We start from the raw sequence: 24,152 nt of genomic DNA on the forward strand, positions 1-24,152 counted from the left end.
TTGGTTAGGTTAAGTGAATAAGTAACCAAAAGTGACCAAGAGTGTGAGCAAGAAAACTGCTACAAATCGAAGTAACAAAACAAGTCAACCAAGTACCGCTGCCTGGCGTTATTACTTGGTGCTTGTGGTTGTGGCTTTGATCTATCTTGGCCTTATGGCTCGCTCTGCATATATTCAGGTTATTGAGCCTGAAATGTTGAAAAAGCAAGGGGATATGCGCTCACTTCGTGTTCATGCAGATAGTGTGCAGCGCGGCTCAATTGTTGATCGCAATGGTGCGGAGCTTGCTATCAGTGTCCCTGTAGAAACGGTATGGGCTGATCCTAAGATTATTATGGATAACAATGCTCTAGCAATGACGGAGCACTGGCAAGCCTTGGCAGATGTACTCGATCAAGATATAAGTGAGTTAACTACTCGTATCGTAAAAAATTCAAGAAAGCGCTTTGTTTACTTAGAGCGAAAAATATCGCCAGCAATGGCTAATTACATAAAAGAATTGAAGATACCAGGTATTCATTTACGTAAAGAGTCTAAACGCTTTTATCCGGCCGGTGAAATCAGCGCACATTTAGTTGGTTTTACTAATGTTGACGATAAAGGTATTGAAGGTATCGAGCGTTTGTATGATCAGTTACTCACAGGTAAAGGTGGTGCAAAACGCTTTAGAAAAGATGCCAAGGGCAGAAAAATTGAGATCTTATCGGTAGAAGAAGCAGAGCACGCTCAAGATATCACTTTAAGCATAGATCAACGTATTCAAGCCATAGCCTACAAAGAGCTTAAAGGGGCTGTGCAGGCGTTTAAAGCAGCATCAGGCTCAGTGGTTGTTGCTAATGCTCATACCGGCGAGATATTGGCGATGACCAATAGCCCATCATATAACCCAAATAATAGACGTAATACTGCACTACATAGATTTAGAAACCGAGCAATTACTGATATTTATGAGCCCGGCTCAACCATGAAACCGTTAACGGCATTAACAGCGCTAGAGTTTGGTTCAGCTGAGGCTGATACCGTAATTAATACTAGCCCAGGCTGGATGCGTTTAGGCGGCAGAAGGGTCAGTGATCCAATTAACCGTGGTGAATTATCGATTGAAGAAATCTTGATTCATTCATCTAATATGGGCACTACCAAATTGGCATTATCTGTACCGAAAAATTACTTGCTAGATAAGTTCTTCGATGTTGGTTTTGCCGAAGATACCGGCACGGAGTTGGTTGGTGAAAGTACTGGCATGATGCATGACCGCCAGCGTTGGTCGCAATTTGAATTGGCGACACTATCTTGGGGTTATGGTTTAGCGATCACCCCGTTGCAATTAGCGCGTTTTTATTCTGCGTTAGCTAATGGTGGTGTTAAACGTGAATTATCTATTGTCAAAACAGACAAGCCTTCAGAAGGTGAGCGCATTTTTTCTAAAGAAAATAGCTTAGCTATTGTCAACATGCTAGAAGCAGTAGTTGACGACCATGTACCTAGAGCCAAAGTTGAAGGTTATCGAGTTGGTGGTAAAACGGGCACCTCATTTAAAGCGGTGCCTGGTGGTTATGGTAACGACTATGTTGGCCTGTTTGCTGGTATTGCACCAATTTCCAACCCTGAAATAGTGGTTGTCGTTGTCATTAATGATCCCGGTGGTGATTTGTACCACGGCGGCGAAGTGGCAGCGCCGGTATTTTCTAGAGTGATGAAAGGTGCTCTTAGGGTGCTAAATATTGCCCCAGATGCAAGCAATATGGCAGTGCAAACTCCAAAAAGTCATAACGGAGGCCATGATGCATAAGCCAGCCGCTAAGAATATTTATTCAGCATTAACAAGTTTTGCAATTGACTGTCACCAGTATGCCTTAGTGACAGAAAGTTGTGGGCATTTAGTCAATGACAGTCGTCAACTAGAATGCGGAGATATTTTTTGTGCTGTGATTGGTCATAGCTTAGATGGCCGTAAGTTTATTGAATCTGCTATACAAAGCGGAGCATCTATGGTGTTGGCTGAGTGCGAAAGCCCAGAGCAGCACGGCTTAGTTGAACAGGCCAGTATGGAGCAAGCTGCAGTTATTCATTTTTACCAACTTAACAAGCATTTATTTGCTTTAGCTAAAGCTTATTATCAAAGTCCGCAAAGCGCTATGACTATGATTGGTATCACAGGAACCAATGGTAAAACCAGTACTAGCCAATTAGTTGCACAGCTAATTAATGCCTTAGCGCAACAGTGTAGCTCACCAGAACAATGCGCTGTGATTGGTACAAATGGTGCTGGCGCGGTAGGTAACTTAAAAGAGCTCGCTAATACAACACCCAGTGCCAGTGAATTACATCAATTGTTTTATCAGTTTGCTCAACAAGATTACACTCATACTGCGATGGAAGTGTCATCGCACGCCCTTGAACAGGGACGGGTTACCGGTGAGCTATTTGATATCGCGGTCTTTACTAATTTAAGTCGGGATCATCTTGATTATCATGGCTCAATGGAAAATTACGCTAAAGCAAAACGTGCTTTATTTGTTGGTAATGATCAGCAAATAGCCGTAGTGAATGGTGATGATGACCAAGCTAAACAGTGGTTAAATACTTGGCCTGCAGAGCAAGAATTATGGCTATTTGGTCTGAATGAAGATATCGCGCAACATAAATATTACCTACAAGCAAAATCGATAGAGCCTCATCATCAAGGCACTCGTTTTATATTGGCAACCCACTTAGGTGACATTGCCATAAACAGCCCACTGTTAGGGCTATTTAATGTGGAGAATTTACTTGCTGCTATTGCTGTTGTTTTAGCAAGCGCACCTGAAAAACAAGGGCAAACTTTAGCCTTGCTAGCAAATGCGGTTGAAAACTTGGTTGCTATTCCCGGTCGAATGGAAGCTTTTGCTGCTGATAATAAATGTACTGCGGTCGTTGATTACGCCCATAGCCCAGACGCCCTAGAAAAAGCATTAATTGCCTGTAGAAAACACTGTCAAGGTAAGCTTTATGCCGTTTTTGGTTGTGGTGGTGATCGAGATAAAGGTAAGCGCCCACTAATGGCAAAAGCTGCAGCTGATAACGCTGACTATTTAGTATTAACCAATGACAATCCTAGAACTGAATCAGAGCAAAGCATTATCGATAATATGTTAACTGGCCTAGACGGTAGTGAGCAAGTCAGTGTTATTTTAGATAGAAAAACTGCGGTTTTATCAACACTAGCTAAGGCACAAGAGGGCGATGTGGTGCTGCTCGCAGGTAAGGGGCATGAAGATTACGTTATTTTAGGCAATAAAAAATATCCATATAACGAACGAGCTATTGTTGAGCAGTACTATCAAGACATTATGCAACATAATCAAAGTCATACTGGAGAGGTCAAACGATGATCACTTTAACAGTGCAAGAGCTAATGGATGTTACACAGGCAACACTTGTAGGCGACAAGTCGCTTGCTAGCTTGTCAGTAACAGAATTAGTGACCGATAGCCGTATTTTTGATTGTAATGAAACAGAGCATGCAGGTACGGCATTTTTGGCGCTAAAAGGTGCAAATTTTGATGCTCAGCGATTTGTACCACAAGTCGTAGCACAAGGCTGTAAAGTGGTTGTGGTTGCAAAAGCAGAGTCAGCACTTGCACAAGCTAATGTTGCTCAGCTTGTTGTCGTTGATACCCGAATTGCTTTAGGTGAGATTGCTGCCTATGTGAAGCAGCAAGTAGCACCAAAAACCGTTGGTATTACTGGCAGTAGCGGTAAAACCACAGTGAAAGAAATGGTGGCTGCTATTTTATCAAGGCTAGGTAATGTATTAGCCACACTAGGAAATTTTAACAATGATATTGGTGTACCCTTAACCCTATTGCGCTTGAATAACTCTCATGATTTTGCCGTGATTGAAATGGGCGCAAATCATATGGGGGAAATTGCCTATACCACAGGTTTGGTTAAGCCTGATGTTGCGGTAATTAATAATATTGCCGCCGCCCATTTAGAAGGTTTTGGTGATTTGTGCGGTGTAGCAAGAGCAAAAGGCGAAATATTCTCTGGCTTAGGTGATAATGGCGTTGCCTTATACAACCAAGACACTAAATATACTAATAAATGGCAATGGCGCTTGGAAGGAAAGACAACACGTACTTTCTCTTGTGTTAACCAAGCAGATTGTTATAGCAGTGATGTTAGCTTAGATGAACTAGGCTGCGCAGATTTTACCTTACATACGCATCAAGGTAATTGTCAGATTAAGTTAAATATCCCAGGAAAACACAATGTTTGTAACGCTGTTGCTGCAGCCAGTATTGCTCTGGAGTTTGGCGCAAGCTTAGAAGATATTCGTTTAGGTCTTGCCAAAATGCAGCCTGTAAAAGGTCGCTTAAACCTTCATCAACTGGCAAGTCGCGTTAAGTTAATTGATGATAGCTACAATGCCAACCTTGAGTCAGCCAAGGCGGCGGCTCAGTTACTTTCTAGCTACCCAGGTAAAACCATTTTGATTTTAGGAGATATGGGCGAGCTTGGTAGTGAGGCGAGAAGTTATCATCAAGAAGTCGGTGAGTTTGCTCAGCAATTAGATATAGAGCATCTACTGACGTTAGGCGTATTAAGTCAAAGTGCCAGTGATGGCTTCAATGCGAATAATGATTTGGCGAAAGGTCAACATTTTAACCAGCGTGACTGTTTGCTTAAAGCGTTATTTTCGTTGTTAAACAGCGTACTAGAAAATACTGAGCAGGAGGTAGCCATTTTAGTAAAAGGCTCCCGTAGTGCTCATATGGAAAAGGTTGCACAAGCAATTATTACTTGGTTCGAACAGGCCAAAAATACCCAGAGCCAAGAGGAAATTTCATAATGCTATTGTGGTTAGGTGAGTATTTAACTCAATTTTATTCAGCATTTAACGTTTTTTCATATTTAACGTTTCGCGCTATCATCAGTACGTTAACAGCACTGTTAATTTCACTTTATTTTGGCCCTAAGCTGATTCGTTATTTGCAAACAATGCAAATTGGACAAACAGTGCGTGATGATGGCCCTGAAAGCCATCTTTCTAAGTCGGGGACACCGACTATGGGAGGCATTTTAATATTAGCTTCGATTGTAACTAGCGTATTACTTTGGGCTGACCTAACCAATGTATATGTTTGGGTGGTACTGTTTGTTGTCGTGAGTTTTGGTTTAATCGGTTTTGTTGATGATTATCGCAAGGTGATTCGCAAAGACTCTAAAGGGCTTATTGCTAAATGGAAATACTTTTGGCAAACAATCGCCGGCTTAGCGACAGCTTTCTTTTTATATTGGTATGCTCAATCGCCAGAAGAAACCGCGCTTTTAATCCCGTTTATTAAAGATGTATTACCGCAGCTAGGCATTTTTTACGTAGTGATGACTTACTTTGTCATTGTCGGAACCTCTAATGCAGTGAATTTAACTGATGGTTTAGATGGTTTAGCGATAGTGCCGACCATTATGGTTGCCGGTGCTTTTGCCTTGTTTGCTTATGTAACTGGTAATGTAAATTTTGCTGGCTATTTGAATATTCCCCATATTGCGCTTACCAGTGAGTTGGTTGTGGTATGTACAGCCATAGTTGGCGCAGGTCTTGGCTTTTTATGGTTTAACACTTACCCAGCTCAAGTTTTTATGGGGGATGTTGGCTCGCTTGCCCTTGGTGCTGCATTAGGTGTAATTGCGGTATTGGTGCGACAAGAGCTAGTGCTATTTATTATGGGCGGTGTTTTCGTAATGGAGACCATGTCAGTTATTTTGCAAGTCGGCTCTTACAAAATGCGCGGCCAGCGAATTTTCCGTATGGCGCCAATACATCACCATTATGAACTTAAGGGTTGGCCAGAGCCTAGAGTTATAGTCCGTTTTTGGATTATTTCTATTGTGTTAGTTTTAGTCGGTTTAGCTACCTTGAAGTTACGTTAATTAGGGTCTTTATAAAGTAATGACATTGTTATCAACATTAAAAGATAAGCGTATTGTCGTGTTAGGCGCGGGACTAACAGGTTTGTCCTGTGCTCGCTATTTACACGCACAAGGGCTTTCTTTTACTGTGAATGACAGTCGAGAAAAGCCTTTTGCAGCGGGTCAGTATAGCGAGTCTAATTTTCAGCAAGATTTTAGTCATGCGAAACTTGTTACTGGCTGTTGGTGCCAAGAAAGTATCGCTTTAGCTGACCTTATTATTGCCAGCCCAGGTATAGATTTACACAGCAGTGGTATCCATAGTTGGATTAACGATAGTTGCCAAGTTATTGGTGATGTTGAGTTATTTTGTCAGGTAAATAATGCCAGAGTAAATCCTATGGCTATTTTGGCGGTGACAGGCTCGAATGGCAAATCAACCGTGGTATCTATGCTGGCTTATTTAGCTAAAGTACTGGGGGAAAATGCCCAGCTTGGCGGTAACATAGGTCAGCCTGTGCTTGATCTACTGATGCCAGAGCAAGCGACAGATATGGTACACAGTAGTCAACCCGATCTTGTTATTTTGGAGTTGTCGAGTTTCCAACTAGAAACAATGAATAGCATGAAGGCTATTGCTGCCAGTGTGCTTAATCTAAGTGATGATCATTTAGATAGACATAAAACCATGGCTAATTATCAAGCCATTAAGCAGCGTATTTACCCGCAGGCTAAAATTGCGGTGATTAATCGAGATGATCAAGCGACTGTCACTTTAGATAGCTCACAACAAATGATTAGTTTTGGCTCTGATAAACCTACAGTAGGTAATTTTGGCGTGGCTGGTGAAGCAGGTGAACAAGCCTTAAGGTTTGGTGAGCAAATGCTTATACCACTAGATAAGTTGCCGCTAGCTGGAATGCATAATGCGTTAAATTATTTAGCGGTATTGGCGTTAGGCTATAGTGCCGGTTGGTCTTTATCTGCCATGGTGGAGAATTTAAAAGGTTTTTCAGGCTTAGCACATAGATGCCAACTGATTGAGACCAATGATGACATTGCCTGGATTAATGACTCTAAAGCAACCAATGTTGGTGCTACGCTAGCGGCAATTAATGGTTTATCACAAACTAAAGCAGCAGACAGCCAGCTGATTTTGATACTGGGTGGTGAAGGCAAGGGCGCTGATTTTAGCCCGCTATCAAAAGCAATTAATGAATCAGGCGCTCAGGTGATTGCTCTTGGCAAAGATGGCAGTCAAATTGTTGAATTACTAGGTGGCACTTTAGTTGAAAGCTTAGATGATGCTGTTGCTAAAGCACACGAGCTAGCAACAGCAGGCGATATGGTTTTATTATCACCAGCTTGCGCTAGCATTGATATGTTTAAGAATTATATGGAGCGCGGTGATAAGTATATTGCTTTGGTTCATGCTGTGGCGGGAGGTGCTTAATGACTGTCGCCGCTAAAGTAACTCTGCCGCAAGTACCACAATGGTTGTATCAGGTATTTACACCGTCAAATAATAGCAATGAAACCTTTGATCGCAGTTTTGTCGTCTTAGGCTTGATCATGTATATGACAGGTTTGGTGATGGTAGCAACCTCATCTATGCCTGTTGCTGAAAGGTTATTTAATAATCCATTCCACTTTGTTATTCGTCACGGTATTTACATAGTGCTGAGTATGGGTATTGCTGGTGTGGCATTGCAAATTCCTATGTCGTGGTGGCAACGTAATAGTAGTTACTTACTTGGCTTTGCTATTTTATTGCTTGTGACGGTATTAATTATTGGTCGTTCAGTCAATGGTTCGACTCGTTGGATAGTTTTAGGGCCAATAACAGTACAGGCTGCAGAGCCAGCTAAATTATTTTTCTTCTGTTATTTAGCTGCATATTTAGTACGTCGTCGTGACCAAGTGATGGAGAACTTAAAAGGCTTTATTAAACCTCTTATTGTCTTTGCTATTCTTGCTGGTTTATTACTTTTACAGCCAGACTTAGGCACCATCATTGTTATGTTTGTGACTACCTTTGGCTTGCTTTTCTTAGCTGGCGCTAAATTGTGGCAATTTATAGGTTTAGCCTCGGTGGGTGTTTTTCTACTTGCTATGTTAGCTATTTTTGAGCCTTATCGTTGGCGTCGTATTACGAGCTTCTTAGATCCATGGCAAGATCCCTTTGGTAGTGGCTATCAATTAACACAGTCATTAATGGCTTATGGTCGCGGTGAGCTTTTTGGACAAGGCTTAGGTAATAGTATTCAAAAACTGGAATATTTACCTGAAGCTCATACTGATTTTGTTATGGCAGTACTCGCTGAAGAGTTTGGTTTTGTTGGGATCTTACTGGTACTTATTTTAAGTATGATTGTTGTTTTTAAAGCGCTTAATTTAGGGCGAAAGGCACTATCAAAAGAGAAGTATTTTGAAGGTTTCTTAGCTTATGCCATTGGAATTTGGATGTGTTTCCAAGCGGCGGTAAATATTGGCGCTAGTGCCGGTATAGTGCCGACGAAAGGTTTAACCATGCCGCTGATCAGTTATGGTGGCAGCTCAATGATTACTATGACCATAGCCCTTGTATTGCTTATTCGTATTGATCATGAAATTCGCCTACAAAGCATTCAGGCAACCAGTACTAAGAGAAAGGGGCGCAAATCATGACAGTAAAAGCGCCAACATTACTGGTTATGGCCGGTGGCACAGGTGGACATATTTTCCCAGGGCTAGCTGTAGCTGATGAGTTAAAGCAACAAGGCTGGAATATACACTGGTTAGGCACTGCAGAGCGAATGGAAGCGCAAATTGTGCCTAAGCATGGTTATGATATTTCTTTTATTGATATCAAAGGTTTAAGAAATAAGAAAATCATTGATTTACTGATCATGCCATTTAAATTGGCTAAGTCGTTATGGCAGGCAATTTCAGTCATTAAAAGCGTGCAGCCTGATGTTGTCTTAGGCATGGGCGGTTATGCAAGTGGTCCCGGTGGCATTGCTGCTTGGCTAATGGGTAAGCCAGTCGTTTTGCATGAGCAAAATGCGGCTGCCGGTTTAACTAATCGCTTATTGGCTCGTATCGCTACCGTGGTTTGTAGTGCCTTTCCAGGGGCTTTTGCTGGCAAGTTAAGTGAAAAAGTTACTGTTGAAGTGGTTGGCAATCCGCTGCGCTCTGCCATAGGTAACCAGGGCGAGACTAAAGCGAGGCACGAGACAAAAAACATATTAGTTGTTGGCGGTAGCTTAGGTGCTCAAGTACTCAATAACACTTTGCCGTTTGTATATAACGAGTTAGCAAAACAAGCGCAGGACTACTGTATTTGGCATCAAACCGGAAAAGGTAACTTAGCTGATGTACAGGCTAATTATGATAGTGCTGATATTGATACAGGTAAGGTGCAGGTAACTGAATTTATCGATGATATGGCGTTTGCTTATCAATGGGCTGATATTGTGATTTGTCGGGCTGGTGCGCTTACCGTATCAGAATTGGCAATGGCTGCAACGCCTGCGATATTTATTCCTTTACCGCATGCGGTCGATGATCACCAAACAAAAAATGCGCAGTTTTTAGTTGAGCGCGGTGCGGCGAAGTTAATCGCCCAAAGTAAGCTATCCAAAGAAAGCTTAACTAAGCAAATAAGTGAGTTATTTGCTGATGAAAATACTTTAAAAGATATGGCAAAAGCAGCTTGTTTAGCGGCAGATAAAGATGCAACGCAAAAAGTAGCAAACTTTTGTCAGCGATTAATTCGCATTAAATAAAAAAGAAAGAGAAATGATGACAAAGCAATCACTTACAAATAACAACATATCTGGTCACCATACTAGCAAAGTGCCAGAAATGCGCCGAGTTAAGCGCATTCACTTTGTTGGCATTGGTGGCGCCGGTATGGGCGGTATAGCAGAAGTATTGCTTAATGAAGGTTACCAAATATCTGGCTCAGATATAGGTGAAAACCAAGTGGTTAAGCGTTTAACTGCCTTGGGGGCTAAGGTATTTATTGGTCATGACAGCGCGAATGTTGAGCAGGCAAGCGTGATTGTCGTTTCTACCGCCATTAGCGCGGATAACCCTGAGTTAATTGCGGCAAAACAGTTACGTATTCCGGTTGTACGTCGCGCAGAAATGTTAGCTGAGTTAATGCGTTTTCGTCATGGTATTGCTATTGCGGGTACCCATGGCAAGACCACGACAACCAGCCTTATCGCCAGTATTTTTGCGCAAGGGCAGCTTGATCCTACCTTTGTCATTGGCGGTTTGCTTAACAGCGCTGGTACTAATGCCCGTTTAGGTAGTAGCCGCTATTTAGTGGCTGAAGCAGATGAAAGTGATGCGTCATTCTTGCATTTACAACCTATGGTTGCGGTGATCACCAATATTGATGCAGACCATATGGAAACCTATCAAGGGGATTTTGAAAAGTTAAAAGATACTTATATTGAGTTCTTACATAACTTACCTTTTTATGGTTTAGCGGTGGTTTGTATTGATAACCCGGTAGTTCGCGAGCTTTTACCTCGAATTAGTCGTCAGGTGATTACTTATGGTTTTTCTGAAGATGCAGATATTCGCGCAGTCAACTATCAGCAACAAGGTGGCATTAGCCACTTTACTGTTGAGATAGATGGTCAAGCGCCACTTGATATGAGCGTGAATTTACCTGGTCAACATAATGTTTTAAATGCTCTAGCTGGCATAGCTGTAGCCAAAGATGAAGGAGTTAGTGATGAAGCCATTTGTCAGGCTCTTACTGACTTTGCTGGTATAGGGCGTCGATTTGAGCAATTGGCAGATTTATCGACACCAGCAGGCAACATGGTTTTAGTTGATGATTATGGTCACCACCCAAGCGAGGTAAAGGCAACTATTTTAGCCATGAGAGCGGGTTGGCCTGATAAGCGCTTAGTTATGGTTTTTCAGCCACATCGCTACTCTAGAACCCGAGATTTATACGAAGATTTTGTCGAAGTGCTATCTGAAGTTGATTGCCTGTTCTTGCTTGATGTGTATGCCGCTGGTGAAGCGAGTGTACCTTCGGCAGACAGTAAAAGCTTGGCGCGCTCAATTCGTCAACGTGGTCAAGTTGAACCAATTTACGTCAGCGATGTTGATAAATTACCTGAGCTGTTGGCAGCTCAACTTAAAGATAATGATATGGTTATCACGCAAGGCGCAGGTAGCATTGGCGCTGTAGCCCGTAATTTATCAGAGCATAGCTTGTTACGAGGGCAGGATAGCTAATGTTTAGTCAAGATAAAATTGCCCAGTTAAAACAAGAAAAAATTGCCGTTTTATACGGCGGTACCTCGGCAGAGCGAGAGGTGTCTTTAAATTCAGGTAAGGCGATTGCGAAAGGCTTAATCGAGTCAGGCTATAACGCTGAATTGTTTGATACCAAGGCTGTTTCGTTAACTGAACTTACTCAACAAGGTATTGATAGGGTATTTATCGCCTTACATGGTCGTGGTGGTGAAGATGGTTGTTTGCAAGGCGCGCTTGAGTATATGGGCTTGCCTTATACCGGCTCTAATGTGCTTGGTTCGGCTTTATCTATGGATAAGGTGCGTAGTAAACAGATTTTTGTTGCCAATGAGTTACCTACCGCTGCCTTTAAAGTTGTAGATAAAACTAGTTTTGAAGAGCGAGTAGATGATGCCACGTTATTAACCGAGCTGCTGTCTTCATTAGGTGGCCGAGTTATGGTTAAACCTGCCAATGAAGGTTCTAGCATTGGCATGGCGCAGGCACAAACCGCAGAGCAATTAGGTAATGCTTTAACAGAGGCATTTGGTTTTGATGAGCAAGTGCTATTAGAAGCTTGGATTGATGGCCCTGAATATACGGTAAGTATTTTAGGTGATGAGGCTTTACCCGCGATTCATATGGAAACGCCACGTGAGTTTTATGATTATGAAGCTAAATATCAATCAAATTCAACGCAATATCATTGCCCATGTGGCTTAGATGAAAAAGATGAATTAGCGATTCAAGGCTTGGCATTAAAAGCATTTAGAGCTACGGGTGCTAAAGGTTGGGGACGTGTAGATTTAATGCGTCAACCAAGTGGCGAATGGCAGTTATTAGAAGTTAATACTGTGCCAGGTATGACGGAAACATCATTAGTGCCTAAAGCAGCAAAACAATATGGGCTTAGCTTTAAAGCCTTGGTTGAGCGCATTTTATTATTAAGTGCTATTTAGCTGGTGATTAACTATGGCAAAGCAAGATAAGACAGAGCAAAAGCACAGCGAAACGAATCAAGCACCTGCTTGGACGTTTGGCTTAGGCTTAGCGTTTTTTCTTATTGTGCTTTTTAGCTTGATTAGTGCCAGTTGGTGGTTAAGTCAGCGCTTTTTAGGGCAAGAAAGTGTGCCAGTAAGCTCTATCGTGGTTTCTGGCGAGATGCCCTACAGTACACGTAGCGATGTTATTACGGCAATAGACAGTATTGATTTAGGTAATTTTTTTAAGGTCAATGTTAATGATATTCAAGCGAAAGTTTTAGCATTGCCATGGGTTTATTCGGTTGCGGTAAGAAAGCAGTGGCCTAATGAATTGAAAATATATGTTGTCGATCAAACACCGGTAGCTCAGTGGAATGGTGACTTTTTATTGAATCAGTTTGGTAAAGCATTTCAAGCGGATATCAGCAGGATTGCTCATCATATTCCGCAATTTTTTGGCCCTGAAGGCTCGGAGTTATTGGCGTTAGAAAATTACAGTAACTTAAGTGATTTACTGGAGTATAAAGCACTGGCAATTGATGAGTTGGTGCTAAGTGAGCGTTTTTCATGGCAACTGACCTTAAGTGATGGCGTTACCCTAAATTTAGGGCGTGAAGAAAGAGTAGAGCGTGTGCAAAGATTTATGGATGCTTATTCTTTGATCAAGGCACAAATTAAAACAGAAAAAGATAAAAATCAGGCAGTTGATTATATTGATTTGCGGTATGATACCGGATTGGCTGTCGGGTGGAAAACTATAGAAACAACTAGTATGCAGCAGCAAGTTAAAGAGCAAGAGAAAAACCTAAATGTCTAAAGCAGCAGAAAGGAAATTAGTCGTAGGGCTAGATATCGGAACATCGAAGATATCAGTCGCCGTCGGTGAGATTACACCTGACAATCAATTAAGTATTGTTGGTGTTGGCAATCAGCCTGCGCGAGGTATGGACAAAGGCGGTGTAAATGATTTGAATTTGGTAATTCAATCGATTCAACGTGCCATTAATGAAGCTGAACTAATGGCAGATTGCCAGATCAGTTCAATCTATTTAGGTATTTCAGGTAAGCACATCAGTTGTCAAAATGAAAATGGCATGGTGCCAATCAATGACAAAGAAGTGATTCAAGAAGATGTAGATAACGTCATTCATACTGCGCGCTCTGTTCCTATTTCAGCAGAGAGAAGAATGCTACATGTACTGCCGCAAGAATACAGTATTGATGTGCAAGAGGGCATTAAGAGCCCTATTGGCATGTCTGGCGTACGTATGGAAGCAAAAGTACATATTGTCACTTGTGCCAATGATATGGCTAAAAACTTAGTTAAGTGTGTAGAACGCTGTGATTTATCAGCAGATCAGCTGATTTTTTCTGCCTTAGCATCAAGCTATGCAGTATTAACTGAAGATGAAAAAGAGCTAGGTATCTGTGTGGTTGATATGGGTGCCGGTACTATGGATATTGCAGTTTTTGCTGGCGGTGCTTTACGCCATACTGCGGTTATTCCTGTTGCCGGTAATCAAGTTACTAGTGATATAGCGAAAATATTTAGAACGCCACTGAGTCATGCTGAAGATATTAAAGTGCAATATGCCTGTGCATTAAAGCAATTGGTCAGTATGGAAGAGAATATTGATGTACCGAGCGTTGGTGGTCGTCCAGCTCGTTCTATGTCTCGTCATACATTATCTGAGGTGGTCGAGCCTAGATATCATGAGTTATTTGAACTGATTCAAGAAGAGCTACGTGAATCTGGCTTAGAAGATCAAATTGCCGCGGGTTATGTACTAACAGGTGGTACGGCAAAAATGGAAGGTGTGGTTGAGTTTGCTGAAGAAGTCTTTCAGATGCCTGTGCGTATTGCTAACCCACTGGCTGTGCAGGGGCTTAAGGAATATGTCAATGATCCAAGTTACGCCACTGTGGTTGGTTTACTGCACTATGGTATGCAGGCAAGTAGTTTAGAGAGTAATGAAAAGAATAAAAGTGAAGGTGTCGGCGATTTATGGTCGCGCATTCACGCCTGGTTTAAAGGCGAATTTTAAACCGAGTTTTTTAGTATTGAGTAAAACAAATTGTTAAGTGAAAACGGAGAGAGAAAATGTTTGAATTGATGGAAGATCATAACGAAGAGGCGGTAATCAAAGTTATCGGTGTCGGTGGCGGTGGCGGTAACGCTGTTGAGCATATGGTATCGCAAACTATTGAAGGTGTTGAATTTATTACGGCAAATACTGATTCTCAGGCGCTGCGTAATTCATCTGCTAATGTTACTTTGCAGCTTGGTGCTGATGTAACTAAAGGCTTAGGTGCTGGCGCAAACCCAGAAATTGGTCGTTGTGCGGCAGAAGAAGATAGAGAAACTATCAGACAAACCTTAGAAGGTGCTGATATGATCTTTATTGCTGCTGGTATGGGCGGTGGTACAGGTACTGGTGCAGCACCTGTCGTTGCTGAAGTTGCTAAAGAAATGGGTATTTTGACCGTTGCTGTAGTGACTAAGCCATTCCCATTTGAAGGAAAAAAGCGTATGAACTATGCCGATCAAGGTATTGAGTTCTTAGGTAAAAATGTTGACTCATTAATTACCATTCCTAATGAAAAGTTACTTAAAGTACTTGGACCAGGTACAAGCTTATTAGATGCCTTTAAAGCGGCAAATAATGTCTTACTTGGCGCTGTTCAAGGTATTGCTGAATTAATTACACGTCCTGGTTTAATCAACGTGGATTTTGCTGATGTTCGCACGGTGATGTCTGAAATGGGCACAGCTATGATGGGCTCAGGTATTGCTTCTGGTGAAGATAGAGCTGAAGAAGCGGCAGAAGCTGCAATTTCAAGTCCATTACTAGAAGATGTTGATTTAGCTGGTGCGCGTGGCATCTTAGTTAATATTACTGCGGGTATGGATATCAGCATTGATGAGTTTGAAACCGTTGGTAATGCGGTAAAAGCATTTGCTTCAGAAAATGCCACTGTTGTTGTCGGTGCAGTTATTGATCCTGAAATGACTGAAGAGTTACGTGTTACTGTTGTTGCTACAGGTATTGGTGCAGAGGTTAAGCCTGATATTACTTTAGTGAACCCTATGCCTGCGGTTGAGGCGAAAGTAGTTGGCGCTGATTATACGCCAACAGCAGCGCCGCAATCTCAGCCAGTAACTGAAACTGTGACTATGACTGATAGCAATGTCCAGAAGGTAGCAGCAGCAGATTTAGATAATTATTTAGATATTCCGGCGTTTTTAAGAAAGCAAGCGGACTAATTTAAATTCTTACAAAATAACGACAAAGTAACCGTAGAAAGTTACAAGTTAGTGATAGTATGCTGACAAAGGAAACAAAGAATTAAAATACTAGGTAAGTTAGTGTGATTTGCTATAGGTTTTGATTTATTTAGTTTTTTTTGATATATTGTGCGCCCGTCAAAACGCACTGGTCTGAAGAGTGTTGATTTGTATCGCATTTAGATTAGTATGCGCTTAAGCGCTGGCGAAATATATTGGATTGAAGCGAGGCTAATATGATTAAGCAACGTACATTAAAAAATAGCGTATCAACCGTAGGTGTTGGATTACATAAAGGTGAAAAAGTGCAGGTCACTCTCCGTCCTGCGCCAGCAAACACCGGTATTATCTTTCGCCGTGTTGATTTAGATCCAGTTGTTGATATTAAAGCAACACCTGAAGCAGTTGGTGAAACAACCTTATGTACTTGTTTAGTTAACCCGCAAAATGTAAAAATTTCTACGGTTGAGCACTTATTATCTGCAGTTGCAGGTTTAGGTATCGACAATCTTATTATTGATGTTGATGCCCCTGAAATCCCAATTATGGATGGCAGTGCTTTACCTTTTGTTTACCTTATTCAATCTGTTGGTATTGAAACCTTAAACGTAGCGAAACGTTTTTTACGTATCAAAAAGCCAATTAGAGTAGAAGAAGGTGATAAATGGGCAGAGTTACTGCCTTATGAAGGCTTTAAAGTTAATTTTGCTATTGAATTTGATCACCCTGTGATTGCTGCTACTTGTCAAACCATGACCATGGACTTTTCTAGCTGTTCTTTTATTAAAGAAATTAGCCGTGCTAGAACCTTTGGTTTTATGAAAGACATTGAGTTTTTACGCTCACATAATCTGGCATTAGGTGGTAGTTTGGAAAATGCGATTGTATTAGATGAATACCGTATGCTTAACAAGAATGAACTTCGTTATGATGACGAGTTTGTTAAGCATAAAATCTTAGATGCTATCGGTGATCTATATATGGGTAGTGCAAGCATTTTAGGTGAGTTAAACGCTTATAAATCAGGCCATGGTCTTAACAACATGTTGCTTAGAGAAGTGTTTAAGCGTGAAGATGCTTGGGAATGGGTTACGTATGAAGGTGATGTGCAATCACCTATTGAGTATCAAGAAATTAACGTGGCGGCATTTTAACCGTTAGCTAGATATTCGATCCCTATTAAAAAGCCAAGTTGTTACTTGGCTTTTTTCGTTTTTGTAGCGAGCCAGTTTTACTGGCTATTACCTGTATTTTACAGGCTATTACTTGTTTTTAGCCGCTCGCGCTAATTTCTCTAGCTTTTCTTTTAAGCCTTTCGGCGCTGTTTGCGCTATCTCAGCAAAATGTTCGCCAGCTTGTTTATTTGGCCTAAATTCACTTTGAGCCGTTTGGTTTAGTGACTGTTGACTCGCCTTAGTTTGCAGCTTTTGCTCGGCAACAAAGCCCTTAGGGTTGACTCTAATGGCTATTTTACTGAGTTCTCCATGCGTTTGTTGTGCTAGCTGCTGACATATCCTATTGCGTTCAAATTGTAATCTTTGTCCCCACACGGGAGATTTTATTTCAATTACTAAGGTTTCCTGATGAAAGTTAGCAATATGCCATACCTCTTCTGGTAAATCAGGGCAAATTTGTCGTACAATGTCGGCTAATATCGTCAAAGAGTTGGTTTTTGCCTGAATATGTGCCAAAGTGCCTGTCGTCGATTGCAGCAGCGTCGTCATATTCAGTGGTTTTTTTGGCTTTCGAGCCATAAATACTTCCCCAAAGATACAGCCAAAAATTAAGAAGTGATTAGTCACTAAGTTAACTATGAGTTTAACACTACTATACCGAGGAAAAAATGTTAGATTTTCAATGCAGCTTAAGAAAGCGCATTGGCTATCGGCTGTTGTGGTGTTTGCATTGCTATCTGGGCTTGTTGTGCACCTGATGATGCCGATGAATCAATTTGAATCGCAGTATCATGCGAGTACTAATGAAATACAGCCAGTGCCTAGCTCAACAGGTAACATGGAACAGCAGCAAATAGCTGCATCAAACTCTTTAGCAAAAGAGCAACAAATAGCAGCGCTGACTATTAAGTTTGCTGAGTTACAAAGTCAAGTATTGAGATTGAATGCTCTGGGAGAGCGTTTGGCTGATGATGCTAATATTCCGGAAAAAGAATTTAACTTTTCTCAACTACCACCAAGTGGTGGCCCTGCCATTAGTCCAAGTGACGTTGAAAAGAAATCAATGACTCAGCTATTAGCTGATACCCTTGATCTTGAAAATCAATTAAGGCATGAAGAAAAACAATTGCAAATGCTTGAATCTCTCAACTTTGGTCACCATATAGAAAATAGTTTGTATTTATCAGGCCGCCCTATTGTAAAAGGTTGGTTGTCTTCTTATTACGGTATGCGTAAAGATCCTTTTCATGGAAGACCTACCATGCATAAGGGAGTTGATTTTGCAGGTAAAGAAGGTACAGGCGTGATTGCAACGGGTGCGGGCGTGGTAAGTTGGGCTGACAAGCGTTATGGTTATGGTCAGCTTATTGAAATTGATCATGGTGATGGTTACAAAACCCGTTATGGCCATAATAAAACTATTTTAGTTAAAGTGGGCGACGTGGTAACTAAAGGACAAATAATAGCAAAAATGGGCAGTACAGGCCGTTCAACTGGCCCGCATGTTCACTATGAAATTTTAAGAAATAATACCCAGATAAATCCGATAAAGTACGTTTATCGCAAAGCAAAGAAAAAATAATTTAGTCATAATATTCACAATCGATGGAAATGAGTTCCACGTAGTAAATTCAATAAATGGTTTAAAAAAGATGTTTGTAAACTTGTTAACAAAAATGTTTGGTAGTCGCAATGACAGATTACTAAAGCAAATGCGCAAAGAAGTAAAAAAAATAAATGCACTAGAGCCGGTTATTGAAGCCCTAAGTGATGAAGAGTTAAAGGCAAAAACAGCAGAATTTAAAGAGCGTTTAGCAAACGGTGATACTTTAGAGTCGATACTACCTGAAGCATTTGCGGTTGTTAGAGAAGCAAGCAAGCGTGTTTTTGGTATGCGCCATTTTGACGTACAAATGATCGGCGGTATGGTGTTAAATGACGGTAAAATTGCTGAAATGCGTACCGGTGAAGGTAAAACACTCACAGCTACGCTACCATCTTATTTAAATGCGTTAACAGGTAAAGGTGTTCATGTTATTACTGTGAATGACTACCTTGCGCAACGTGATGCCGATTGGAGTCGTCCTTTATTTGAATTTTTAGGTTTAACGGTTGGCTGTAATATTCCAGGTTTATCTACACAGGCAAAACAAGCTGCTTATCAAGCCGATATTACTTACGGTACTAACAATGAATTTGGTTTTGATTATCTTCGCGATAATATGGTGTTTTCACCGAATGAACGCGCACAAAAACCATTACATTTTGCCATTGTCGATGAAGTTGACTCAATCTTAATTGATGAAGCGCGTACACCGCTGATTATTTCTGGCCAGGCTGAAGATAGCTCTGAATTATACAAGAGCATTAATACCATAGTACCGACATTAGAAGTACAAAGCGAAGAAGATAAAGACGCAGATACTGGTCAGTCGGCAGACTTTGTTGAGGGTGACTTCACCATTGATGAAAAAGCTAAGCAGATTTATTTAACAGAGCGTGGTCAAGTTCGTATTGAAGAGATCATGACTGAAAAAGGTTTGCTTAAGGAAGGTGATACGCTTTTCTCTGCAGCAAACATTACCTTGTTACATCATGTCATGGCTGCGCTTCGAGCACATAAGTTGTTCCAAAAAGATGTCGACTATATTGTTAAGGATGGTGAGATTGTTATTGTTGACGAGCACACAGGTCGTACAATGGAAGGGCGTCGTTGGTCAGAAGGTTTACATCAAGCCGTTGAAGCAAAAGAAGGTGTAACTATTCAAAATGAAAACCAAACATTAGCGTCAATAACGTTCCAAAACTACTTTAGAATCTATGAAAAACTGTCAGGTATGACAGGTACTGCTGATACAGAAGCGTTTGAGTTTAATCATATTTATGGTTTGGAAACAGTCATTATTCCAACCAATAGAGCCATGATTCGTGATGATATGGCAGATTTGATTTACCTTACAGCAGAAGAGAAATTTGAAGCAATTCTTGAAGATATCAAAGATTGTGTCGAGCGTGGTCAGCCAGTATTAGTTGGTACCATAGCCATTGAAACCTCAGAATTTTTATCGAACTATTTAAAGAAAGCTAAGATTAAGCATAAAGTGCTCAATGCTAAGTTCCACCAACAAGAAGCAGAAATTGTTGCCGAAGCCGGTAAAGAAGGTGCGGTAACTATAGCTACGAACATGGCGGGTCGTGGTACTGATATTGTTTTAGGCGGTAATTTAGATGCTGCCATCGCGAAGTTAAATAATCCTACCGAAGAGCAAATTGCGAAAGTAAAAGAGCAGTGGAAAATTGATCATGAGCGCGTTAAATCTCTTGGCGGTTTAAAAATTATTGCCACTGAACGCCATGAATCTCGTCGTATAGATAATCAGCTACGTGGCCGTTCGGGCCGTCAAGGTGATCCAGGCGCAACACGTTTTTACTTATCCATGGAAGATTCACTTATGCGCATTTTCGCGTCAGAGCGAATTTCAAATATGATGCGTAAATTGGGCATGGAACGTGGCGAAGCCATTGAGCACCCTTGGGTGACACGTAGTATCGAAAATGCTCAGCGGAAAGTTGAAGGTAGAAACTTTGATATGCGTAAGCAGTTACTTGAGTATGATGATGTTGCCAATGATCAACGTGGTGTTATTTATGAGCAACGTAATGAATTACTTGATGAGTCAGATATTGCTGAAGTAGTAGCTGCTATTCGTAGTGATGTAATCAATAGCATTATAGATCAACATATTCCACCACAATCATTAGCTGAAATGTGGGATGTAAGTGGTTTAGAAGATCAGCTAAAAGGTGAGTTTGCTACAGATTTACCTATCGCAAAGTGGCTTGAGGAAGATGAAAAACTTCATGAAGAAACTTTACGTGAGAAAATTATTGCTGCATTTGAGCAAGCATATAAAGAAAAAGAAGAAGCAGTGGGCCCTGAAGTATTAAGACAGTTTGAGAAAGCTGTTATGCTGCAGAGCCTTGATTCACATTGGAAAGATCATCTATCTGCGATGGATCACTTACGTCAAGGTATTGGTTTACGTGCTCATGCACAAAAGAATCCTAAACAGGAATATAAGCGTGAATCGTTTGAGTTATTTACTGATATGTTAGATAACTTAAAATTTGATGTGGTAGGTATTTTATCTAAAGTGCAAATTCGTGCTGAATCAGATGTGGAAGCGGTAGAAGAGCAACATAGAAAAGCAGAGGAAGTACCTAAAGACTTCCAGCATGAGTCTACTAATGCAGTGAGCGATAAGCCGCAAATGCCACGTGTTGGTCGTAATGAGCCATGTCCATGTGGCTCAGGTAAGAAATATAAGCAATGTCATGGTAAGTTAAGCTAGCTTAATGTTGTTTACTAGAAAGCTGCCTACTTACGGCAGCTTTTTTTATGCTTTAAATTATTGGAAAAACGGAGTTAATAATGACGCAAACGGTTCATGTCGCTGTCGGTGTAATTTGCAGCCAGCAAACAGAGCAAGAAACTGAGCAAGAAGCTAAGCAGTACTTTTTAACCAAGCGCCACCAACATGTTCATCAAGGCGGTAAGTGGGAGTTTCCCGGCGGTAAGGTTGAAGCGAATGAAACTGTGGCACAAGCGCTTGCTAGAGAGTTAAAAGAAGAAGTGGCGATAGAGGTTTTATCTTGTCAGCCGTTAATTGAAATCATGCATGATTATGGCGATAAAAAAGTGTGCTTAGATGTTTTTCTTGTTGATAATTATCAAGGTAAGCCTACAGCACAAGAAGGACAGCAACAGGCTTGGTTTACGTTAGCCCAGTTACATGAGTTAGACTTACCCGCAGCTAACAAGGCTATTTTAGAGACCTTAAGTAGCGCTCAATAATTGAAGGTTATTCAGGCTCGACAAAGAACTTGTTGTTAAGTAAAAATTCATCTTCTAGTGCATCTATCATGTCTTCACTTAAAGGAGTATGACTTTGCATTGGCTGGCTTATTTTATGGGTTTCTTCTGCCCAGTCGCCTAAGTCGATTAATTGGCAGCGCTTACTACAAAAAGGGCGAAATTCGCTCTTTTCATGCCAAGTGACTTGTTGTTGGCAGGTAGGGCAAGATACGGTTAGTGTCATAATGTATAGCGGTAATAATTAGTGATAGCTATTATTATATCGTTTATTAAGGCTATTTTCTAACAGCGAGCTAGTTGAAAGCTGGTTGCTTGGTTAGAATATCGTCGACCAGTATGCTGGCAAGGTAGCATAAAGCGTATAGAGTAGCGGTATTTATTACCGCTTACGGTAGGATAAAAAGGACAATGAGTTGGCAGCTTTATTCTCAATAATAAGAGTCCTTCGCCATTATCCTGATAAAAGCCACTATCAGTTTCAATCGTTTCAAAATCAGCGCGTTGACGAACAAATCTAAGTACCAAGGTTAGCGAGTCATTTATTTCATTTAATGCTGTTAACCATTGTGTGGCGTCTTCTGTTAATTGCTCTTCACTTTGATGCAACCAAAATTGCAATTGTGGTAAATCGAAAGAGCAACTACCTCCTTGAATAGCAAAGCGCTGCTTCAAGCCGGCAAGAAACTTATCTTCTTTTAGCTGATACCAATTTGGCGTTGAGATTTTTAGTTTACCAATGAGCTTTACTGTTTGCGCTAAGTTCTCTTCAAGCGCTGTGGTGTCTATATCTGGGGCTTTAGACCAAATAACTAAGCTTTGCTCTAACTTTTCAAGATCTTTAATTAAATCGCCTCTGACGTCGTTACGTTCTAGGGTATCTTGAATAGCAAACAATGAATTAAAGAAAACTTGATGATTAATAGTAATTTGCTTGTTAATACAGTGAGATGTCAAAGCAAATAGCTGCTCTAATTTTAGGTAGTTTCTGATACGCTCGTTAAGAGGGTGTTCATATAAAACTGATGACATCGTAAATTACTTTAATAACTCAAATTATTGTTTTTGTTAATACTAACCATTGCGCACAAAAATGGCGACCTTTTTATTGTTTATCTTTTAGGCAGTACTGTGTTATGTGATTAAAGCTTCGCTGCCAAAGTATGATAAGTTGTATTAAGTTCACTAACTTGCTGCTGAACTTGAGCAAGGTTGTCGCCATCATTATTAATAATATCATCTGCTTTAGCTAAGCGCTGCTCTCTGGATGCTTGGCTTGCCATGATGGCTTTTATTTCATCAGCGGAGCTAGTATCACGTGCTAAGGTTCTTTTTAGCTGAGTACATTCTTCTACATCTATCACCAAAACTCTATCGACTAAATGTAATAAATTATTTTCAACCAAAAGAGGTGCAACTAAAATACAGTAATTACTGTTTGCTGCTTTAGTTTGTTTAATTATTTCATCGCGAATTAATGGGTGAAGTAGGTTGTTTAGCCACTGTTTTGCATCTTGACTTGAGAAGATGGTAGAGCGTAACTTAGCCCTATTTAATTGGCCTTGCTCTGTTAAATAATTATTACCAAAGTGTTCAACAATTTTTTCTAGTGCATAACTGTTTGGTGCGACAACTTCTCTAGCGATAATGTCGGCATCGATAATATCTATATCTAAAGCCTGAAACATATTGGTAACAGTGGTTTTACCGCTGCCAATACCACCTGTAAGTCCTATAATGAGGTTTGACATTAGAGTATTACCTTAGCCGCCAAGTTGGAGCAAATACCAAGACCAAATGCTTTCACCCCAAAGAATGGTTATCCACCCAGCAATGGCTATATAAGGACCAAAAGGAATTGCTTGCTCTTTTTTATGATTGTTGAAAACCATAAGCGCGATACCTATTATAGCGCCGACAACTGAGGCCATTAAAATAAGTAAAGGCAGTAATTGCCAGCCTGCCCAAGCACCAAATACAGCAAGAAGTTTAAAATCACCAAAGCCCATACCTTCTTTGCCTGTCAGTAATTTAAATAGCCAAAAAACGCTAAATAAACTCATATAACCAGCTGCGGCACCAATTACTGCATCTTGCAAGGGGACAAAGGTTTCATTAATGTTTAGTAATAGACCAAGCCATAATAGCGGTAAGGTGATTTGATCAGGTAGCAACATATGATCAAAATCAATCATAGTAAGCGCAATTAAACACCAAGTTAAAATCAGCAACCAAAATGTTTGTGCACTAACACCAAAATGTTGAGCGATAACAAGGCTTAAAACAGTGGTTGTTGCTTCTATTATGGGGTAGCGCGCTGAAATCTTAGTCTTACATTGGCTACATTTACCTCTTAAAAATAGCCAGCTTAATACAGGAATGTTTTCGTAATATCTGATTTTATGTCCACAGCTTGGGCAAGTTGAATCTGGCTTAGAGAGGGTGACTTCTTGCATTTCTTTAGGCTTAATATCTTTAACTTCATCATATAAAAAGTCGCGGCATTCATGGTACCAGGTATATTCCATCATTTTCGGTAAACGATAGATAACCACGTTTAAGAAACTACCGATGCAAAGGGAAAGTAAGGCAATTGAAACATAAAAATAGGCGGGTGACTGTTGAAAGAGTTCAGTAATGTCATTTAAAAACGAGAAATTAAACACGGAAAGCCTTCTTGAAATTGAAGT

Annotated in this window: 21 protein-coding genes; 16 read left to right on the top strand and 5 right to left on the bottom strand. The window is 40.7% G+C overall.

Going from position 1 to position 24,152, the window contains the following annotated elements; all coding sequences use genetic code 11:
• The first annotated feature begins 43 nt into the window (after nt 1-43).
• The 13 genes from EMK97_RS14125 (at nt 44) to lpxC (ending at nt 16,568) form a co-directional block, all read left to right on the top strand.
• Entirely contained in the window at nt 44-1,792 is a 1,749-nt protein-coding gene (locus EMK97_RS14125; RefSeq protein WP_130603248.1) for a peptidoglycan D,D-transpeptidase FtsI family protein, read from the top strand.
• On the top strand, nt 1,782-3,374 hold the full coding sequence (locus EMK97_RS14130) for a UDP-N-acetylmuramoyl-L-alanyl-D-glutamate--2,6-diaminopimelate ligase (protein ID WP_246028797.1): 1,593 nt from the start codon (nt 1,782-1,784) through the stop codon (nt 3,372-3,374). The genes EMK97_RS14125 and EMK97_RS14130 overlap by 11 nt, the downstream gene beginning before the upstream one ends.
• Nucleotides 3,371-4,837 (top strand): UDP-N-acetylmuramoyl-tripeptide--D-alanyl-D-alanine ligase, encoded by a 1,467-nt coding sequence (locus EMK97_RS14135; RefSeq protein ID WP_130603250.1) that lies wholly within the window; start codon nt 3,371-3,373, stop codon nt 4,835-4,837. Before EMK97_RS14130 ends, EMK97_RS14135 begins: the two co-directional genes overlap by 4 nt.
• Nucleotides 4,837-5,919, top strand: coding sequence for a phospho-N-acetylmuramoyl-pentapeptide-transferase (mraY, locus tag EMK97_RS14140; protein WP_130603252.1), 1,083 nt, complete (start codon nt 4,837-4,839; stop codon nt 5,917-5,919). The genes EMK97_RS14135 and mraY overlap by 1 nt, the downstream gene beginning before the upstream one ends.
• A 19-nt stretch (nt 5,920-5,938) precedes the next feature.
• Entirely contained in the window at nt 5,939-7,351 is a 1,413-nt protein-coding gene (gene murD, locus EMK97_RS14145) for a UDP-N-acetylmuramoyl-L-alanine--D-glutamate ligase (protein WP_130603254.1), read from the top strand.
• Nucleotides 7,351-8,565 carry a cell division protein FtsW gene (gene ftsW, locus EMK97_RS14150; RefSeq protein WP_130603256.1) on the top strand — a complete coding sequence of 405 codons (1,215 nt, stop codon included), beginning with the start codon at nt 7,351-7,353 and terminating at the stop codon, nt 8,563-8,565. The genes murD and ftsW overlap by 1 nt, the downstream gene beginning before the upstream one ends.
• Nucleotides 8,562-9,665 (top strand): undecaprenyldiphospho-muramoylpentapeptide beta-N-acetylglucosaminyltransferase, encoded by a 1,104-nt coding sequence (gene murG, locus EMK97_RS14155; protein WP_130603258.1) that lies wholly within the window; start codon nt 8,562-8,564, stop codon nt 9,663-9,665. The genes ftsW and murG overlap by 4 nt, the downstream gene beginning before the upstream one ends.
• Nucleotides 9,666-9,681: 16 nt before the next feature.
• Nucleotides 9,682-11,145, top strand: a complete 1,464-nt coding sequence (gene murC / locus EMK97_RS14160; RefSeq protein WP_130604497.1) for a UDP-N-acetylmuramate--L-alanine ligase — start codon at nt 9,682-9,684, stop codon at nt 11,143-11,145.
• Nucleotides 11,145-12,104, top strand: a complete 960-nt coding sequence (locus EMK97_RS14165; RefSeq protein WP_130603260.1) for a D-alanine--D-alanine ligase — start codon at nt 11,145-11,147, stop codon at nt 12,102-12,104. Before murC ends, EMK97_RS14165 begins: the two co-directional genes overlap by 1 nt.
• 13 nt (nt 12,105-12,117) lie before the next feature.
• Complete coding sequence (locus tag EMK97_RS14170) at nt 12,118-12,945, top strand: cell division protein FtsQ/DivIB (RefSeq protein ID WP_130603262.1); 828 nt, start codon at nt 12,118-12,120, stop codon at nt 12,943-12,945.
• Entirely contained in the window at nt 12,938-14,173 is a 1,236-nt protein-coding gene (gene ftsA, locus EMK97_RS14175; protein ID WP_130603264.1) for a cell division protein FtsA, read from the top strand. Before EMK97_RS14170 ends, ftsA begins: the two co-directional genes overlap by 8 nt.
• A gap of 56 nt (nt 14,174-14,229) precedes the next feature.
• On the top strand, nt 14,230-15,393 hold the full coding sequence (gene ftsZ, locus EMK97_RS14180) for a cell division protein FtsZ (RefSeq protein ID WP_130603266.1): 1,164 nt from the start codon (nt 14,230-14,232) through the stop codon (nt 15,391-15,393).
• A gap of 257 nt (nt 15,394-15,650) precedes the next feature.
• A complete protein-coding gene (gene lpxC / locus EMK97_RS14185; RefSeq protein WP_130603268.1) occupies nt 15,651-16,568 on the top strand; it encodes a UDP-3-O-acyl-N-acetylglucosamine deacetylase in 918 nt (305 codons plus the stop codon).
• 108 nt (nt 16,569-16,676) lie between these two features.
• On the opposite strand, the gene EMK97_RS14190 is transcribed toward lpxC, so the two are convergent.
• Entirely contained in the window at nt 16,677-17,168 is a 492-nt protein-coding gene (locus EMK97_RS14190; RefSeq protein WP_130603270.1) for a DUF721 domain-containing protein, read from the bottom strand.
• A 58-nt stretch (nt 17,169-17,226) separates the two neighbouring features.
• Between EMK97_RS14190 and EMK97_RS14195 the strand changes: the two genes are divergently transcribed.
• The 3 genes from EMK97_RS14195 (at nt 17,227) to mutT (ending at nt 21,444) form a co-directional block, all read left to right on the top strand.
• Nucleotides 17,227-18,171 carry a M23 family metallopeptidase gene (locus EMK97_RS14195; protein ID WP_130603272.1) on the top strand — a complete coding sequence of 315 codons (945 nt, stop codon included), beginning with the start codon at nt 17,227-17,229 and terminating at the stop codon, nt 18,169-18,171.
• Nucleotides 18,172-18,241: 70 nt separating this feature from the next.
• Nucleotides 18,242-20,941, top strand: coding sequence for a preprotein translocase subunit SecA (gene secA, locus EMK97_RS14200; protein ID WP_130603274.1), 2,700 nt, complete (start codon nt 18,242-18,244; stop codon nt 20,939-20,941).
• Between the two features lie 80 nt (nt 20,942-21,021).
• A complete protein-coding gene (gene mutT / locus EMK97_RS14205; protein ID WP_130603276.1) occupies nt 21,022-21,444 on the top strand; it encodes an 8-oxo-dGTP diphosphatase MutT in 423 nt (140 codons plus the stop codon).
• Between the two features lie 7 nt (nt 21,445-21,451).
• On the opposite strand, the gene yacG is transcribed toward mutT, so the two are convergent.
• From yacG to EMK97_RS14225, 4 genes are all read right to left on the bottom strand, one after another.
• Nucleotides 21,452-21,688, bottom strand: a complete 237-nt coding sequence (yacG, locus tag EMK97_RS14210; protein WP_130603278.1) for a DNA gyrase inhibitor YacG — start codon at nt 21,686-21,688, stop codon at nt 21,452-21,454.
• A 59-nt stretch (nt 21,689-21,747) separates the two neighbouring features.
• Nucleotides 21,748-22,494, bottom strand: a complete 747-nt coding sequence (zapD, locus tag EMK97_RS14215; protein ID WP_130603280.1) for a cell division protein ZapD — start codon at nt 22,492-22,494, stop codon at nt 21,748-21,750.
• A 110-nt stretch (nt 22,495-22,604) separates the two neighbouring features.
• Nucleotides 22,605-23,213: a dephospho-CoA kinase gene (gene coaE / locus EMK97_RS14220; RefSeq protein ID WP_130603282.1), complete on the bottom strand. Its 609-nt coding sequence runs from the start codon at nt 23,211-23,213 to the stop codon at nt 22,605-22,607.
• A gap of 12 nt (nt 23,214-23,225) precedes the next feature.
• A complete protein-coding gene (locus EMK97_RS14225) occupies nt 23,226-24,128 on the bottom strand; it encodes a prepilin peptidase (protein ID WP_130603284.1) in 903 nt (300 codons plus the stop codon).
• Nucleotides 24,129-24,152 lie beyond the last annotated feature (24 nt).

The sequence above is a fragment of the Litorilituus sediminis genome, assembly GCF_004295665.1.
Taxonomy (GTDB): domain Bacteria; phylum Pseudomonadota; class Gammaproteobacteria; order Enterobacterales; family Alteromonadaceae; genus Colwellia; species Colwellia sediminis.